The organism is Atopobium fossor DSM 15642 (assembly GCF_000483125.1).
GTDB classification, from domain to species: Bacteria; Actinomycetota; Coriobacteriia; order Coriobacteriales; family Atopobiaceae; genus Atopobium; species Atopobium fossor.
This window is the reverse complement of record NZ_KI519553.1, coordinates 603,570-619,846: the sequence shown is the minus strand read 5'-3', so window position 1 is coordinate 619,846 and position 16,277 is coordinate 603,570. Positions and strand designations below refer to the sequence as shown.

The window sequence follows — 16,277 nt, the reverse complement described above, 5'->3', positions numbered from 1 at the left end:
AAAAAAATTAAGCTTCTATCTGCACAGATTCAACAGGTCTTTGAGCCAACCCCCATAAAATGCCATACAGTTTATTACCTAGCAACCAACCTCGTTGAGTTGGTATCCACCATTGTTTAGCAGCTTGATTTTGAGGTAATTGTTGCAGTAATCCCAGCTCATACGCATGTGCAAGTGCTCTATCGAGCTTTTGCACTCCTAGTGCCTTGGCGCTACGTTCATAGAGCGCAGGAGTTATACCATAACTGGTACGTACAGCAAGCATAAGATCTTCTGCTGAGGCTTGCTGTTCATCCAAAAATTCCAACTCATATGCCATAGCAGCAAGACTTTTTGCAGCCGCTACCTGTTTGCGCGTACTTGTAATGGTATAACGTACGCGAGAAATAGTCTTATCAAGCAGCGGCATATGCGGTACCAGCTCACAAAACTTCTCGTAAGCCTGTCTAGAAAGCATAGCGGAGCCCGATGTTCCCAAGGCTATGTATGGAACACCAGACCAATATGCCAAATTATGCTGACACTGCTTGTGTATGCGTGCATAGCTGGCCACTTCATAACGAGAATATCCACGCTCTTGTAAGGCTTGCTGTGCATAATGCATCATGCTTGCCTGTGCATCGTCATCCGGCCAAGCAAGAAGTCCATCTTGACACTGCTTCCAAAACAGCGTGTCCTCTTCAATCATGAGCGGGTAGATGCTGATATGATCTACCTCGCTGGCAATAAGCTGTTTAACAGAATATTCCCAACTTTGAAGTGTTTGGAGTGGGATGCCACACATGAGATCAGCAGATACGTCTAATCCTGCCTGCTTGGCATAACCAATAGCAGTACGTGCTGTTTGTGCAGTATGAATACGCCCCAACGCTTTAAGTTCTTGATCTAGCAACGATTGCACGCCCAATGACACACGAGTTGCACCAGCACTCGCCAAATTTTGCGCAAACTTTTGCGAGAAGGATTCTGGATTAGCTTCACAGCTCAACTCAAGTGGGTTGCAGACGTAACAAATCTCTTGTACAAGCTCCACGAGCTTCTCACCCAAAAGTGAAGGGGTACCACCACCAATATAGACGGTTTGTATAGCGCTTAAGAGACCCCCGGATGCAAGTTGATGTAACGAACGAACTAAGCTTTTTACATACGTTGCAATAATGACATCATCCTGAGCGGCTACCCAAGTTGCAAAGTCACAATAGCTACATCGTTTGGCACAAAATGGAATGTGCAGATATAGCGCATGTGGCATATCCTGCGCACAATCACAAGAAAAGCCAATAGGAATATGAGAAAACTCGTTACATGAGTCCATGTGCTGCAATCTTATCTTTAACTTCGGCCACAAGCTCATAGTAGTCCTCTGGAACAGTACACCCCACAGCTCTTTGACGCCAAGCTGCTGCTTGAGGAATACCACGCAAATACCAGCCCGCAAGACTTCGTGCACGTGCCAAATGAGCATGTGTTGCTACCAATAGGCGCACATGTAAATCAAAGGCATTAAGGCGTTGGACTATAGAATGCTCAGCAGGCTTCTTGTCATGTAAAAGAGCTGCTGCATCCCCAAACAGCCACGGATTACCATAGGTGCCACGTGCCACATATGCTGCTGCACAAGGTGTAGATCTCACAAGCTGTGCTGCTGTCTGCGCAGTAAGAATATCGCCCGAACCAATTACTGGAATGGACAGCGCTTGAGCTACTTGACACACCTGTTCTAAGTTAGATTCACCACGATACATCTGTGATGCCGTACGACCATGGACCGCAATCGCAGCAACACCAGCATCTTCCAGCCTGCAGGCAAACTCGGGACCTACAATTTTATCGGGCGTACGACCTATACGAATTTTTGCTGTAACAGGAACGGTAGTATTTTGTACAACATATTGAATAATCTGTACTGCACGTTCGGGCTCATCCAGCAGTGCCGAACCCTCGCCTTTACGTGTAACTTTAGGAACGGGACAGGCCATATTTACATCAATGGCACTGAGCTTTGTGCCCAAGCGCTCACTGACTGCAACTGTGGCCTCGGCAAATTGTTCGGGCTTGCTACCAAAAAGCTGTACTACTATATCTGGCTCTGCATCATGAGGAATAACGAGCTCCCAGGTTTTCTCGCCACCGTAATGTAAACCGGCAACAGAAACCATCTCGCTTACCGCCCACGCCGCACCACCTGCACGCGCCATAATACGATATGCAGCATCGGATACACCTGCCATGGGTGCCATCAAAAATGGATTATGCACAAGACGCTGTGCAAAGGATTTATCTAGTGGTGCAGGTACAAGATTTGTTGATAACCCCGCAGATGGTCCATAGATTTTGAGCAGCTCAGTTACAGACAAGGCCATTACTCGTCGTCCACCTTGAGAACCGCAAGGAAGGCCTCTTGGGGCACCTCAACAGAACCAATCTGTTTCATGCGTTTCTTGCCCTCTTTTTGTTTTTCAAGGAGCTTGCGTTTACGAGAGATATCGCCACCATAGCATTTTGCAAGAACATCCTTACGCATGGCTTTAACCGTAGAACGGCTAATAATCTTATTACCAATTGCACCTTGGATGGGTACCTCAAATTGCTGGCGCGGAATAATTTCCTTGAGTTTGTCACACAGAGAACGACCCATGTTATAAGCCTTGTCCTTATGAACAATAAAAGACAAGGCATCTACAATCTCACCAGAAAGCAAAATATCCAGCTTAACTAGTTCAGATGCTCGGTAATCACCAAATTCATAATCAAGCGATGCATAGCCTTTGGTACGGCTCTTCAGCTGATCAAAAAAGTCCAAGATAAGCTCTGCAAGCGGGATATCAAAGTGCATCTCAACGCTTTTCTCGGTCAAATACACCATGTCCTGCATGGCACCACGATGCTCAACTGCAAGCTGCATGACAGCACCCATGTAATCGGGCGGAACAATAACCTTAGCCTTAAGGTAAGGTTCGTCAATATGATCAATACGCGTAGGCTCAGGCAAATCCTGCGGACTAGTAATAGAAATCTGCTCACCATCTGTTAGAAATACGTGATAGCTCACAGAAGGTGAAGTAGCAATTAAAGATAAGTCAAACTCGCGCTCCAAGCGCTCCTTTACAACCTCCATGTGAAGAAGGCCCAAAAAGCCAACACGAAAACCAAAACCCAAAGCTACAGAAGTCTCGGGTGTCCAGGTTAGTGATGGATCATTAACCTTAAGTTTCTCGAGTGCATCACGTAAATTCTCATACTGTTTGTTGTCTACAGGGAACAAACCTGTATAGACCATGGGCTTAGCTTCATGATAGCCAGGACAAGGCTCTGCGCAGGGGGTATCTGCCAGTGTAATGGTGTCACCTGTTTTAACTAAGCTAGGATCTTTGAGGCCTGTTACCACAAAACCAACTTCACCCACACCAAGCTGAGGCAAACTCACCTCAACAGGGCGCTTACAGCCAACTCCATCACAAATAAAATTCTCCCCTACAGCCATAAGCTGCAATTTTTGACCAGCTTTCATAACACCGTCAAAGACGCGGACTGTAGCCACAACACCGCGGTATTCATCAAAGTATGAATCCAAAATTAAAGCCTTAAGCGGCAAATGAGGGTCGCCTTCAGGAGGAGAAACCAGATAAACAATGCTCTCGAGAAGCTCATGGATGCCTTCGCCTGTTTTACCAGAAACACATACTGCATCCTCTGCTGGAATTGCCAGCTCTTCTTCTATCTCTTCCTTAACTTCCTCGGGGTGTGCGCTGGGAAGATCAATCTTGTTGATAGCAGGTACAATGTCAAGGTTAGCATTCATGGCAAGTGTGGCATTGGAAACCGTTTGTGCCTCTACACCCTGAGTTGCATCTACAACCAAGATAGCCCCTTCGCAGGCAGCTAATGAACGTGATACCTCATAGGTGAAGTCCACATGACCTGGAGTGTCAATTAAATTAAACTGATATTTTTGTCCATCGTTTGCCTCATATATAACGCGTACGGCATTAGATTTGATGGTAATACCACGCTCACGTTCAATATCCATGGAGTCAAGCAGTTGCTGCTCCATGTCACGCTCTTCCACCGTATGAGTAAGCTCCAAAATACGGTCAGAAATCGTTGATTTACCGTGATCGATGTGTGCCACAACAGAGAAGTTGCGGATATGTGAAGTGTCAAATGTAGTCATAGTAGAGATAATAGCGTATAGCACCCCATTCATGCTATACTTCCTTGTTGACCTCACCGTGTCTCAACGTCAGAGGCCTCACAGAGATTATTTTTGAAAGGAAACACACGTGGCAAACATTAAGTCTCAGAAGAAGCGCATTAAGACTGCCGAGAAAGCTCGTATTCGCAATAAGGCAGTTCGCTCCGAGCTCAAGACTGCTGTAAAGAATGTTCGTCTTGCCGTAGAGGCAAATGACGCTGCAGCAGCTCAGGCAGCCGTTCAGCATGCAGGTAAGCTCCTGGACAAGGCAGCTTCCAAGGGTATTATCCACAAGAATCAGGCAGCAAAGCGCAAGAGCGGTGTTGCTAAGCTTGCTAATACCATTGCATAACTAAGCGCTTTTCTTAGTAATCTTTGTGTGTAAGACCTCGCGTGCTGGCGAGGTCTTTTTATTCTTTATATGCAATTTATTTTATGTAGCATTACTTACTATTTTCCGCAAACAGCAGCAATAAACTGGATAAATGCTGTTTCTTTTTCGCTTGAATTTTTAAGTGTCCACTCAAGTTCTTTACTCTTTTTGAGAAGCTCTTCGAGTTCGCCAGGAGCAAACTTACGAACAAAGCTAGGGTATTTTTTTATTTGCCAATCTTGCTTACCCAATTCTTGAGCCATAATCGCCGGTGTACCACGCTCCTGTAATGCTTTTACGCATATAAGTTCACGAAGACGAGAAGTAATAAATATTTGTAGCGCTACATAGCCATTTGATTTCATTACATGAAATAATTCCATGGACTGAGCAAAATCTCTACTACACAATACGTCTAAAAACTCCCAAGGATTTACTTCTGCACTTTGGGTCACATAGGAATCTATATCTGCCACATGAACTGTAGCTCCTACTCCTAAGCGAGAGGCTAAAGAGGCTAGCTGATTGTCCAGCATAATAGTGGACTCTCCCACCTTAAAAATAAGCCTTTGAGCTGCAGCGGTATCTATATATAAACCATGGACTTGAGCAATATGTATCACATCGGTAGCAAGTGCAAATTTTTTCTTGGCACCACAATCAATAACAGCCTTTGCTCCTACGTTAGCTACTGCTTTATACAGCCTCGTAGATTTAGCCAAGCTCTGAGCAATAAGCACCAGAATACTTGAAGGATTGGAATCTGCTAAATAACTTACCAAAGCTTCTGAAACCTCTTTAGTAAGCTTATCTGCCTCCCACACAATAACAAACCTGCGGCTATCTCCAAAAGGAAGCGCTTGTAAGGAACTGATGAGAACTTGAGCTTCTAAACCAGAAGCACTCAGATGTTCTTCCAGATTAAAATCTGCAAAGTCAGGATCCAGATATTGCTTAAGACGAGCAATGGTACGCTGTTGCTTGAGCTCATCGGTACCCACTAATAAGTAAGCAACAAGTAAGTTTTCTTTGTTCATCTTAGTCATCTATACCTCCTTTGCGTGTCCCCATAATAGCAAAGCCACCTCTGCCATCAGGACGAAGTTCAAGGTCTCCGTAATCCTTGGTACACAACACCTTTGAATCTGCTTGAGTAAGTGTATCTAAACATGCTCGTGAAGGGTGTCCATATTTGTTATGCGCCCCAACACTAATAAGGCTGAAGTCTGGAGCTAAGGTATGCGCCTGATCTAAGGTGATGCTTATTTCCGAACCATGATGACCCACTTTAAGCACATCAAGAGTCTTTATATCATGTGACCGTATAACCTGCTCTAACTCGTCTTTCTCGGCATCACCTGTAAGCAAAAGTGTAAGGTCTTCTTGTGCATTTTCATTATCCTGATACTGGCAAATCAGCATGATTGAATCCGCATTATGCGTGCCATCTGTTGGCTTTTGTGGCCAAACCATCCGCAGAGAAAAACGTCCAACTTGAATCACAGAACCATAGGACAATTCCCGAGCTGGCTGGTCAGTCATTTTTTGGATGTTTTGTTCTAGCTCAGAAGAAACCGCCTGCAAAACCCCTTTACCCACAAGCACTTGATGAGTATGCATTCGAGTTGCAAGTTCTTCCATTCCACCAATATGATCATCATGCAAATGCGTTAACAACACTGCATCTAAGTGTAGGATTTGTTTGCGGCCTAAAGCTTTTACTACCATGCCTTTTGGTCCAGTATCTATTAGCAGTGCCTGTGGACCATCCTGCACCACAATTGCGTCACCTTGTCCTACATCAAGCACTACAACGCGAGCGGGCGCAAAGTAGCGCACATGCACAAACCACAGCAGTATTAAACATACGGTTACTCCCACACACCTACGAACAAGTTGTGCGGATAAACGGGGCCATACAAGCACAATAGCTACAAGCGCAGCTACTACTACAGCAGAAATCCACCAACTTGATTCATTCAATGCGATATTGGCAAGTGGAAGTTGAGAAAACCATCCCGCCAGCAGCAAAATAAGTTTGGCCACAATATCTAATACTGCAAGTAGCAAATTACCCAACACAGGCACAAAAAGCAGTGGAGCACTTATTGCACCAAGCATGATAAAGAACACAAAAAGAGGTCCTACTATGCAGTTTGATACGGGGCCAATTACAGATAACTGTTCAAACACATGGATAACAAGAGGAAAAGTGCTTATAAGAGCTACGCAAGAAGTCACGGCAGATGAGCCAAGCGACTCTTGAATAGGATGGATTCTGTGTAAAAACTTCCCCAGTATCTTTGTTGGAGATACTTTAACCTGAGGTAGCAAAAGCTTTCCCAAATATGCACCATAGGTAGTAAACAAGCAAAGACCAACAACGGAACTAAGCGATAACAAAAATCCAACATCCATAACTAAAAACGGCTGCACAATCAACATGCTGATACCGCATAAAGAACTCGCAGAAAGCGCGTAAGAGCGCCTACCCAACAACACTCCCGCTTGAGTTGTTACAGACATAAGCCATGCACGCATTGCAGATGAAGGGCAACCACAAAACACTACAAACAATCCTGTTACAGCAACTACAGCGCCAACACGCACAGCAGGTTTTAGCGAGGTTTTGCTTATAAATAACGTTAAGATACTTGCAACTAAGGCAAGGTGCGAGCCAGACACTGCCACCATATGAGCAAGACCACAACCTGCCAAGCTTTGGGAAATACCAAAACTTGAAAGTCCCGTTTTGTATCCACAAATACATCCTGCTAATAGTGCTCGCGAAGCATTTGTATCAGGGTTAATCTGTTTTAATAGGGCTTCTCGACAAGAAATGATTGATTCTTTTAGTCCTCCCAACAGATATGTTTGTTTAACTTGTAAAACTTGCACTGTTCCGCAGATACCACGGACCATGTTTTGCTGACCATATTGATCATCAGAGTTTTTCTTATAGCGACCCACCAAGCGCAAGACACTTCCATAACGCAAGGGTTCTTTACTCGAAAGCCAAACGTCAGCACAAAGATCATTTCCTTGATGGTCTATATTTTTATAAATGCAGTTTGCACGTGCCTTCCAGCCAAAGCGAGTTTGTGTGCTATCGCTCAGCACCTCATACATACACGAAGAGGGGGTCAGCGTTTCCAATGTGCGAGAAACCTTCTTAAAATGTTGTTGCTGAACAAAACAACTTGCAGCACAAACTAAGAGCATGGCAACACAAAGAGAAGTATATGTTCTACCTCGTTTTCTCCAACAGCACAGACTAACCACAGCAAGCACAAAGGTTCCCAGCGCACACAACAGCAGTAAACTAGAAAGCCTAGCTTGAACAATAAGTGCATCAAAACCCAAACAGCAACCAAGAACCAATAAGCTTTCTGGAAGGTAAGGTTTATAAGGAAGCATAATTTCTTTAAACACGAATCTTGCCTTGCAGTTTTTCAAACTTCTTTGCGCCAATACCAGAGACTCTCATAAGGTCTTCTACGGTTGCAAAAACTCCATTTATCCTACGGTCCTCAATAATTGCTTGAGCAGTTGATTTGCCAACACCGGGAAGGCTCATAAGCTCTTGTTCTGTCGCAGTATTAATGTTAATAAGACCACTGGCATGTGTGTCACCAGCATCTGCGTGTGTACCTAAGGTTCTGTTGGAATTGCTCTGGGTGTCATCAGAAACAGCTTGTTCAAGAGGAATACTTTCCCCTTGTTTTGGAATATATATTTTGCTGCCATCCTCGATAATCGCAGCTAGATTAATCGTAGAAGTATCTGCCTCTTCTCCTAGACCGCCAGCAAGATCAACGGCATCTTTGATGCGTGGTTTTGGCTGCTCAAGCGTGTACACACCAGGTTTTGCTACAGCACCATCTACATGCACTACAATAAACTGCGCTGTGCCTGAAGCTTGCATCTGCGTCGTCGGGTTCTGAGTTTTAGTATCCGATTTCCCGTCTGACTTTTCTGCCATGTTTTTAAGACTGCTCTTCTCGATTGATTGGGCATCTTGTGTATCTGATTGTCCAATAACGATTCCACCTATAGGTAGGTGGAATGCAACAAAGACTAAGCCACCGATAAACAAAGCAGCACTTACACCCAAAGCGAGAAGCTTTGGTTTTGTGAGACTATAGGTTCTCTTTAAAACGGATAGCCTGCGTATAAACGCATTTGATTGAATTTGTGCCATACTACCTCCTTGCTTTAAGTGTGAGGAAGTTAACAGCCAAACCCAAGGGCTAAAGAAAAAACCTCTGCTGGAACTGTCAGAAATCTAACAAAACCCAAACAGAGGCTATACATTCAAAAAAATAGCTAAGATACCTGCAAAAATATCTTACTCTTTCACAAAACTTGACTGTGCAGAACCAAGTATGGCGTGATAAGTACGCATAGACTTAGGCGGCCTATATGAAGGACAACCCCCAAAATCTATGTATTCAATCTCATCTAGGAGCTTATCGATAAAACCTTCATGGTCAAACTGTTCCCATGCCGTATGCACTTCTGCAAGACGAGCACGTGTCTCAGGGCGACGAGGCATAAACAACGTACAGCAGTCTGGTGCCGTCTGACTTGAAATCTCAAACGTACCAATCTGCTGAGCACGCTGAATAATCTCTTGTTTATCCGTTCCAATCAGTGGTCGGAAAATAGGAATCTCTACAACCTCGTTGACAGCCGCAATATTTTCCAAAGTCTGAGAAGCAACCTGACCCAAAGACTCGCCCGTGACCAAGGCCTGAGCACCTTCAATGCGAGCAATGCGCTCGGCAATTTTAAACATCATACGACGGTACATAATGATGCGTAGACCCTGAGGAACAGCAAGAGAGATCTCGCGTTGAACCTCTCCAAAGGCAACTACATACATACGGCCAATAATACCAGCGCCACGGAGTTTCTCTACAATATCCTGACATAGATACTCACTGGTATCTGCTGTCATAGGACGACCAGAAAAATGGATTGGAATGACATTTGCTCCACGACGTCCAACCATCCATGTTGCTACAGGAGAATCAATACCACTGGACAGGAGTGAAACTACCTTACCTGCAGTACCAACAGGCAAGCCACCTACGCCAATCAGAGAAGCAGCATACACAAACACGTCACCCTGAACTACGTTTACATATACCGTTATATCAGGGTTGTGGACATCAACTTTTTTTGTGGGATAGGCCTCACACAAAACAGAACCAACAAGTCTGTTAAGTTCAAGCGTATGCAAGTGATAGTTGGTAGCAGCACGATGAGCATGCACCTTAAAGCTTACAAACTCCCCTGCCTCAGCTAAAGCTTGAACCGCAGCGCTACAAAACTCTTCTTCACGTTGAGCAGTCCTAAAAGCAATAGAAACACGTGCGACTCCTGGTACCAATGAAACCGCATGAGCAAGTTGGTGTACACAAGAGTCGTCCGTCAAGGATATAAGCAGATGGCCAGAAATCCTTGCAATGTCTGCTATTGGAAATGTATTGAGCGCGTGACGCAGATTTACAACAAGTTGATTTTCAAAACGAGAACGATTTTTACCCTTCAAACCAATCTCGTGATAATGAACAAGACAAACGCGAGAAATCATATTTTGCACTAGTCAATCTTGTCGTATTTGCTGTTTGCACCCTTAATGTCCTCGTCAAAAGCATCTTTTACAAAGCCTAAGGTACCCTCAGAAATCTCGGACATGGCAATACCAATAGAATCCTTGCCAGAAGCAATAGTGGTAATGTCATCTACGGCCTGAACAGCAGTAACACGCAAGTGCTGACCACGAAGCATATCGTTAATATCGCAAGCACGTTTGGATGCGATAGAGCACAGCAAGAAAGGGTTATTTTCGGTCTTATCGAGAAGATCGTTAATCTGTGGCTGAATGACGGACATTGAGCACACTCCTTACATCATTTCATGTTGCTTGATAGCAGCATCCAAATCCTTTACTGCCAAATCAAGCTCATCGTTCACGACGCGTACGTCATATTGTGGCGCAAGCGCAAGCTCTTTAGCTGCGTTTGCCATACGAAGCATAATAGAAGCTTCGTCTTCTGTTTTCCGATCACGCAAGCGTTTTTCGAGAACTTCCAGTGAAGGAGGTTCAATAAAAATGAGTACCGCTTCTGGAAAACGCTGCTTAACAATAAGTGCACCTTGGACATCAATTTCCAAAATAACAGACTGACCAGCAGCCAAACACTTATTTACCTCAGACTTAGGAGTGCCATACTTATGACCATGTACGTTTGCCCACTCCAAAAAATCATCCGCAGCAATACCGGCATCAAACTGCGCATCGGAAAGAAAGTGATAAGAAATGCCGTCTTTTTCGCCGTCACGCGGACTACGTGTAGTTGCCGAAACCGTCAGGCCCAGGTCCTGACGCTCTGCACGCAATTTTGCAAGCAGAGTGCCTTTACCTGCACCCGACGGTCCCGATACGACGAAAAGTTTTGGATTCGCCGACACTTACTTGGAAAGAGCCTCAAGAAGCTGCTCGCGCTGACGAGCGCCCAAGCCCTTTACACGACGAGAGTCAGAAATGCCAAGCTCAGCCATGACCTTAGCAGCCTTTGCCTTGCCATAGCCAGGAAGGGACTCAATAAGAGCGGAAACCTTCAGACGGCTAGCGATGGGATCATCAGAGTTAAGAACACTATCGAGAGAAACCTCGCCGTTCTTAATCTTCTCACGGAGCTCTGCACGAGCATGACGGGCAGCTGCTGCCTTCTCGAGAGCGGCCTTGCGCTGCTCTGGGGTGAGGTTAGGGAGAGCCATTTTTCCTCCAAACACAAAACTGTTAGATATCGTTAATGCAAACTGCATACAAACGCGCTTTGACACGTCAACGAGAACATAGTTTGGCAATATAAGACTATAAAATCAAGCCTAAAGTGCAGAAACTATGCTTTTGTACCACTCACTTTACACAACTAACAGTAATTTTCGTACTTATTTAGCAAATTTTCCCATTAATTGGTCTATTTTAACTCCTCAACGATAGCATCAAAAGCTGCCACAGGATCTTGAGCCTGTGTAATGGGACGACCAATCACAATCATAGAAGCGCCGTCTGCAATGGCCTGAGCGGGCGTCGCCACGCGTTGCTGATCGTCCAAAGTTGCTCCTGCTGGGCGTACACCTGGAGTGACAATAAGCGCCTCAGGGCCCAATAAGGTACGCATAGCCGCGGCTTCCTGAGGAGAACACACAATACCATCTGAACCATGAGAACACGCAAGAGTGGCTAAACGCTGCACTTCTTCTGCAATGGAACACTCAATTCCAATAGAAGCAAGCGATTGTTGATTCATACTTGTAAGAACGGTAATAGAAACGAGCTTTGTACGATCTTCTCGATTAGCTGCAGCCTCATTCACACCTTCACGTGCTGCGGCAATCATTGCCCCAGCACCAAGACCATGAATAGACAAAATATCTGCACCAGCGTCTGAAGCAGACCGAGCGGCTCCATGGATTTGATGAGGAATATCATGCAACTTGAGATCGAGAAATACTTTGAGACCGGCATCATGCATAGCGTGAACAATCTCTGGACCGCACGCATAGTATAAGGTCATACCAACTTTTACCCACTGTGCGTGACCACGCAGACGTTGAGCCAGACTCAAAGCCTCTTCTCGCTCACAATCAAGGGCAACAATAATGCGCTCGGAAGCACTTAGCATTCAAACGCTCCAATCAGTTCGGAAATATTCGAAACACCCTGGGATACTGCCCATTGTGTTAATTCGGACAAAATACGTAATGCCGAGCCTGGATCAACAAGATTTGCAGTACCAACAGAAACCGCTGTAGCGCCAGCCAAAATAAACTCGGCTGCATCTTCGCCACTCGTAATACCACCAATACCACATAAAGGTAGCTTACAAGCCTTGTAAGCCTCCCACACCATGCGTACGGCAATATTATGGATTGCAGGACCAGAAATGCCCGCACATGGCCTAGAAAGCTTGCTTTTACGAGTATGCACATTGATTGCCATACCAGGAATGGTGTTAATTAAAGAAAGGCCATCTGCACCAGCATCTTCCAGGGCACGAGCAATCTCTCCTACATTAACAGGAGCCATCTTGACGATAAGTGGCTTGGAGGTTCGATTACGTACTGCATGCATAACAGCACAAGCGCCTTCTGGTGTACCTCCCATAGCAGCTCCACCAGCAGCCACATTAGGACAGCTCACATTGAGTTCAATGGCATCTGCAAACGGAGCAAACTCCTCGTACTTCTCGACAGCCTCAACATATTCATCAAGGGTATGACCTGCAGCTTGCACAATAATGCGGGTATCCTTCTTACCTAAATTTGTGAGGTAGGTACCATAGGACTTTACAAAAGCTTCTATACCAGGATTTTCTAAGCCAACAGAGTTCATAATTCCACTAGTAATCTCTGTCATACGAGGAGAAGGATTGCCATCCCAAGGCTGTGCAGAGCAACCCTTAGTAGTAATGGCACCCAAAGAAGAAACGGGGTAAAACGCTTCAAACTGATAGCCTTGACCATAGGTGCCAGAAGCGGTATTGATGGGATTTTTCATAGGCATGCCAGCAAAACTTACTGACATATCTACTGTAGGATTAGGAGATTGCATTACCACATCACCTCAGTTGCATCGAATACAGGGCCTTCGGTGCAGCAGCGCTTATAACCACCGGCAACCATTGCAACATTGCACGTATGGCATGCGCCAAATCCACAGGTCATCATCCGCTCAAGAGACACTTCACAAGCAATGTTGCAATCCTGTGCCAGTTGAGCAATGCCTTTCATCATGATTTGAGGTCCACACGTAAACACGCGATCATATGAGTAAGAATTCAAAAGCTGCTTCATGCCATCGGTAGTAAAGCCCTTAAGGCCACGACTACCATCATCCGTAGTCACTACAACCTGAGCAGCGCCTGCTGCCAAAGCCTCATCTGCGCCCCATAAACGTTCTTTGTTCTGAGCACCAATAACCACATCAAAAGTAGTATGAGAATCGGATAGCTCGCGTGCTAAGCCAATGATGGGCGTCACACCTACACCACCAGCCACTAAAAGTACGCGAGTATCGTCATCATAGATTTGCCAACCGTTACCACTGGCACCAACAAGATCTGAACATTCACCAGGTTTCATAGCTGCAAGACGACGGGTACCCTCTCCTACCAGTGCATATACAATTTCTACAGTACCAGCCTGAGCATCAGAGGCACTATACGAAACTGGAATACGCACAATGTGTGAAGCGTCACCAGGAACGGCAATATGTACAAACTGTCCAGGAATAATTTTTTGAGCAAGTAGGTCTGATTTAATAACAATTTTATTCAAACCAGCTGCAACGGGAACATTATCCACAACCGTAAATTCATGTAGCTGAGTACGAGAGCGTGTTCTCATGCGTACGTTTCCTTCCTTATAAAATTGCCTCTCCAGCGAAATAATACGCTCAAGAGGCAATTTAAGTAAGCATTAAGCAACGTCACCGTTGACAACTACCTGTTTTCCTGCAACAAATACATCACTTGCAAATCCCGTGAGCTTATCGCCAAGGAAGGCAGAGTTCTTGGATTTGGACTCGAAATACTCCTTGGTAATAACACGAGACTGTTCTGGATCAATAAGCGTCAGGTCTGCCACACTACCCTTAGCAATACGTACAGGATCAAGGCGCAATATCTGACGAGGATTAATAGCCATAACTTCTACTAGTTTTGACCAACTCATTTTGCCAGGAAGCACCATTTTGGTGAGCATAAGTGGCAAGGAAGTCTCTAGACCAATAATGCCAAAGAAGGCAATCTCCCACTCGCAGTCCTTCTCGTGAGCTGCATGAGGAGCATGATCGGTTACCACACAGTCAATGGAACCATCAAGAAGACCTTCGCATAAAGCTTGGGCATCAGATGCAAGGCGCAGAGGAGGATTCATTTTGAGATGAGTGTTATATGCATCCGTAATGTCTTCCTCACTTAAGAATAAGTGATGAGGCGTAACTTCACAGGTTACAGGAAGACCGTCTGCCTTTGCAGCACGAACCAGATCTAAGCCCTTTTTGGTGGAAATGTGGGCAATATGCAAGGGACATCCCGTAAGGCGGCAAAGTTCAATATCGCGATAAATCTCCAGTTCTTCGCCCAGTGCAGGCCAGCCAAACATACCCAAACGGGTAGATGCAAGACCTTCGTTAATAACACCATGGCTGGACAGGGATTCATCCTCACAGTGAGCAATCGCTACGCGATCAAATTGCGAGACATACTCCATGCAGGTGCGCATCATACCAGCAGATTGAACACCGTGGCCATCATCAGAAAAGCCGCATGCACCCTCCATGACCATGTCACCGATTTCTGCAATTGCTTCGCCCTTCTCGCCACGAGTAAGTGAGCCTAAAGGACGTACATGGGCGTAACCCGCTTCGCGAGCACGATCAATCTGATAGCGAATCTCGGCACCAGAGTCTGTAATAGGGTCGGTATTGGGCATAGTGGCAACATCGGTAAAACCACCGTGTACGGCAGCACGAGAACCTGTCTCGATGGTTTCCTTATACTCAAAGCCAGGATCACGAAAATGAACATGCATGTCCACTAAGCCAGGAACCAAGTACTTACCTGTAGCATCAATAATATGAGCATTCTTGGGAGCCGTAAGGTTTTGACCAACCTCGGCGATTTTATCGTCCTCAATCAAAACGTCGCAGATCTCATCCAACTGTACTGCAGGATCTACTACATGAGCACCCTTAAGCAGAAACGCCATTGTTTTCTCCTCCCAAAAGCAGGTACATCTCGGCCATGCGTGTCAAAACGCCAGCATTTACTTGGTCCAAAATCCTTGATCGTGCACAGTCTGCAACTTCTGTATTGATTTCCATACCACGATTCATAGGTCCTGGATGGCAAACGATTGCCTCAGGCTTCATGCGCTTCTCACGAGCTTCATCTAAACCGTAGAGGCGGTTGTATTCACGACGAGAAGGAATGGCAGCACCTTCCATGCGCTCAAGCTGAACGCGCAGCATATAGACCACATCCATGTCTTCCAACACATCGTCAAGCCTTGAAGTTTGAGAACAACCAAACCACTGTGGATCATCTACCTGGAAGGTTGGAGGAGCTACCAAGGTAACATCTGCGCCCATGGTCTTAAGAGCTGGTGCAAGAGAGCCACATACACGGCTGTGCTTAAGATCACCTACAATGGCAACCTTAAGTCCATCTAAGTGACCAAAGTTCTTGCGAATCGTATATAAATCCAGCATGGCTTGTGTAGGATGTTGATGCTTGCCATCACCTGCATTAATAACAACAGCATCGGTATTCTCGGAAATTTTTTGGGGCGTACCAGCCAATTTAGCACGACAGATAAACATGTCTACATTCATAGCATCAATGGTCTGAATAGTGTCTGCTAAACTCTCACCCTTTACAACAGAGCTGGTAGAGCCACCCATATTAAGAGCATCCGCACTCAAACGCTTTTCCGCAAGCTCAAATGAACTGCGTGTACGAGTGGATGGCTCGAGGAACAAGTTTACAATCGTACGACCACGTAGAGCGGGAACTTTTTTAATAGCACGGCTATTTACCTGCTCAAATGAAGCCGCAGTATCAAGAATTTGCGTAATATCATCGGCAGTCAAGCTGTTGGTGTCGATAAGATTTTTGACAGAAAGCATCT

At 45.4% G+C, this 16,277-nt stretch carries 16 protein-coding genes; 1 reads left to right on the top strand and 15 read right to left on the bottom strand.

Annotation, left to right across the window (positions count from 1 at the left end; genetic code table 11):
- Nucleotides 1–7 precede the first annotated feature (7 nt).
- From hemW to lepA, 3 genes are read right to left on the bottom strand one after another with little or no spacing between them, the layout of a single operon-like run.
- Entirely contained in the window at nt 8–1,315 is a 1,308-nt protein-coding gene (gene hemW, locus G469_RS08530) for a radical SAM family heme chaperone HemW (RefSeq protein WP_051353795.1), read from the bottom strand.
- Nucleotides 1,302–2,363, bottom strand: coding sequence for a tRNA dihydrouridine synthase (locus tag G469_RS0105580; RefSeq protein WP_028264207.1), 1,062 nt, complete (start codon nt 2,361–2,363; stop codon nt 1,302–1,304). The genes hemW and G469_RS0105580 overlap by 14 nt, the downstream gene beginning before the upstream one ends.
- Nucleotides 2,363–4,174 carry a translation elongation factor 4 gene (gene lepA, locus G469_RS0105575; protein ID WP_028264206.1) on the bottom strand — a complete coding sequence of 604 codons (1,812 nt, stop codon included), beginning with the start codon at nt 4,172–4,174 and terminating at the stop codon, nt 2,363–2,365. Before lepA ends, G469_RS0105580 begins: the two co-directional genes overlap by 1 nt.
- A 109-nt stretch (nt 4,175–4,283) precedes the next feature.
- Here lepA and rpsT point away from each other — a divergent pair, with 109 nt between their 5' ends.
- Nucleotides 4,284–4,547 carry a 30S ribosomal protein S20 gene (rpsT, locus tag G469_RS0105570; protein WP_028264205.1) on the top strand — a complete coding sequence of 88 codons (264 nt, stop codon included), beginning with the start codon at nt 4,284–4,286 and terminating at the stop codon, nt 4,545–4,547.
- A gap of 98 nt (nt 4,548–4,645) precedes the next feature.
- Here rpsT and holA read toward each other — a convergent pair whose 3' ends face one another.
- The 12 genes from holA to G469_RS0105510 form a co-directional block, all read right to left on the bottom strand.
- Entirely contained in the window at nt 4,646–5,614 is a 969-nt protein-coding gene (gene holA / locus G469_RS0105565; RefSeq protein ID WP_051353794.1) for a DNA polymerase III subunit delta, read from the bottom strand.
- On the bottom strand, nt 5,607–8,000 hold the full coding sequence (locus tag G469_RS0105560; protein ID WP_028264203.1) for a ComEC/Rec2 family competence protein: 2,394 nt from the start codon (nt 7,998–8,000) through the stop codon (nt 5,607–5,609). Before G469_RS0105560 ends, holA begins: the two co-directional genes overlap by 8 nt.
- Nucleotides 7,993–8,769, bottom strand: coding sequence for a ComEA family DNA-binding protein (locus tag G469_RS0105555; protein WP_028264202.1), 777 nt, complete (start codon nt 8,767–8,769; stop codon nt 7,993–7,995). Before G469_RS0105555 ends, G469_RS0105560 begins: the two co-directional genes overlap by 8 nt.
- A gap of 147 nt (nt 8,770–8,916) precedes the next feature.
- On the bottom strand, nt 8,917–10,167 hold the full coding sequence (gene thiI / locus G469_RS0105550; protein ID WP_028264201.1) for a tRNA uracil 4-sulfurtransferase ThiI: 1,251 nt from the start codon (nt 10,165–10,167) through the stop codon (nt 8,917–8,919).
- Nucleotides 10,168–10,175: 8 nt separating this feature from the next.
- On the bottom strand, nt 10,176–10,469 hold the full coding sequence (locus tag G469_RS0105545) for a DNA-directed RNA polymerase subunit omega (protein WP_028264200.1): 294 nt from the start codon (nt 10,467–10,469) through the stop codon (nt 10,176–10,178).
- A gap of 12 nt (nt 10,470–10,481) precedes the next feature.
- Entirely contained in the window at nt 10,482–11,048 is a 567-nt protein-coding gene (gene gmk, locus G469_RS0105540; RefSeq protein WP_028264199.1) for a guanylate kinase, read from the bottom strand.
- Nucleotides 11,049–11,357, bottom strand: a complete 309-nt coding sequence (mihF, locus tag G469_RS0105535; RefSeq protein ID WP_002563580.1) for an integration host factor, actinobacterial type — start codon at nt 11,355–11,357, stop codon at nt 11,049–11,051.
- Nucleotides 11,358–11,560: 203 nt separating this feature from the next.
- Entirely contained in the window at nt 11,561–12,268 is a 708-nt protein-coding gene (gene pyrF / locus G469_RS0105530; RefSeq protein WP_028264198.1) for an orotidine-5'-phosphate decarboxylase, read from the bottom strand.
- Nucleotides 12,262–13,197 (bottom strand): dihydroorotate dehydrogenase, encoded by a 936-nt coding sequence (locus tag G469_RS0105525; RefSeq protein ID WP_035425404.1) that lies wholly within the window; start codon nt 13,195–13,197, stop codon nt 12,262–12,264. Before G469_RS0105525 ends, pyrF begins: the two co-directional genes overlap by 7 nt.
- Nucleotides 13,197–13,991, bottom strand: a complete 795-nt coding sequence (locus G469_RS0105520) for a dihydroorotate dehydrogenase electron transfer subunit (protein WP_028264196.1) — start codon at nt 13,989–13,991, stop codon at nt 13,197–13,199. Before G469_RS0105520 ends, G469_RS0105525 begins: the two co-directional genes overlap by 1 nt.
- Nucleotides 13,992–14,063: 72 nt before the next feature.
- Complete coding sequence (locus G469_RS0105515; protein ID WP_028264195.1) at nt 14,064–15,356, bottom strand: dihydroorotase; 1,293 nt, start codon at nt 15,354–15,356, stop codon at nt 14,064–14,066.
- Complete coding sequence (locus G469_RS0105510; protein ID WP_028264194.1) at nt 15,340–16,275, bottom strand: aspartate carbamoyltransferase catalytic subunit; 936 nt, start codon at nt 16,273–16,275, stop codon at nt 15,340–15,342. The genes G469_RS0105515 and G469_RS0105510 overlap by 17 nt, the downstream gene beginning before the upstream one ends.
- Nucleotides 16,276–16,277 lie beyond the last annotated feature (2 nt).

Excerpts from the sequence above, each read along its gene's own strand:
- hemW (WP_051353795.1), bottom strand. The coding sequence starts at position 1,315 with ATGGACTCATGTAACGAGTTTTCTCATATTCCTATTGGCTTTTCTTGT.
- G469_RS0105580 (WP_028264207.1), bottom strand. The coding sequence starts at position 2,363 with ATGGCCTTGTCTGTAACTGAGCTGCTCAAAATCTATGGACCATCTGCG.
- lepA (WP_028264206.1), bottom strand. The coding sequence starts at position 4,174 with ATGACTACATTTGACACTTCACATATCCGCAACTTCTCTGTTGTGGCA.
- holA (WP_051353794.1), bottom strand. The coding sequence starts at position 5,614 with ATGACTAAGATGAACAAAGAAAACTTACTTGTTGCTTACTTATTAGTG.
- G469_RS0105555 (WP_028264202.1), bottom strand. The coding sequence starts at position 8,769 with ATGGCACAAATTCAATCAAATGCGTTTATACGCAGGCTATCCGTTTTA.
- thiI (WP_028264201.1), bottom strand. The coding sequence starts at position 10,167 with ATGATTTCTCGCGTTTGTCTTGTTCATTATCACGAGATTGGTTTGAAG.
- G469_RS0105545 (WP_028264200.1), bottom strand. The coding sequence starts at position 10,469 with ATGTCCGTCATTCAGCCACAGATTAACGATCTTCTCGATAAGACCGAA.
- mihF (WP_002563580.1), bottom strand. The coding sequence starts at position 11,357 with ATGGCTCTCCCTAACCTCACCCCAGAGCAGCGCAAGGCCGCTCTCGAG.
- pyrF (WP_028264198.1), bottom strand. The coding sequence starts at position 12,268 with ATGCTAAGTGCTTCCGAGCGCATTATTGTTGCCCTTGATTGTGAGCGA.
- G469_RS0105525 (WP_035425404.1), bottom strand. The coding sequence starts at position 13,197 with ATGCAATCTCCTAATCCTACAGTAGATATGTCAGTAAGTTTTGCTGGC.
- G469_RS0105520 (WP_028264196.1), bottom strand. The coding sequence starts at position 13,991 with ATGAGAACACGCTCTCGTACTCAGCTACATGAATTTACGGTTGTGGAT.
- G469_RS0105515 (WP_028264195.1), bottom strand. The coding sequence starts at position 15,356 with ATGGCGTTTCTGCTTAAGGGTGCTCATGTAGTAGATCCTGCAGTACAG.
- G469_RS0105510 (WP_028264194.1), bottom strand. The coding sequence starts at position 16,275 with ATGCTTTCTGTCAAAAATCTTATCGACACCAACAGCTTGACTGCCGAT.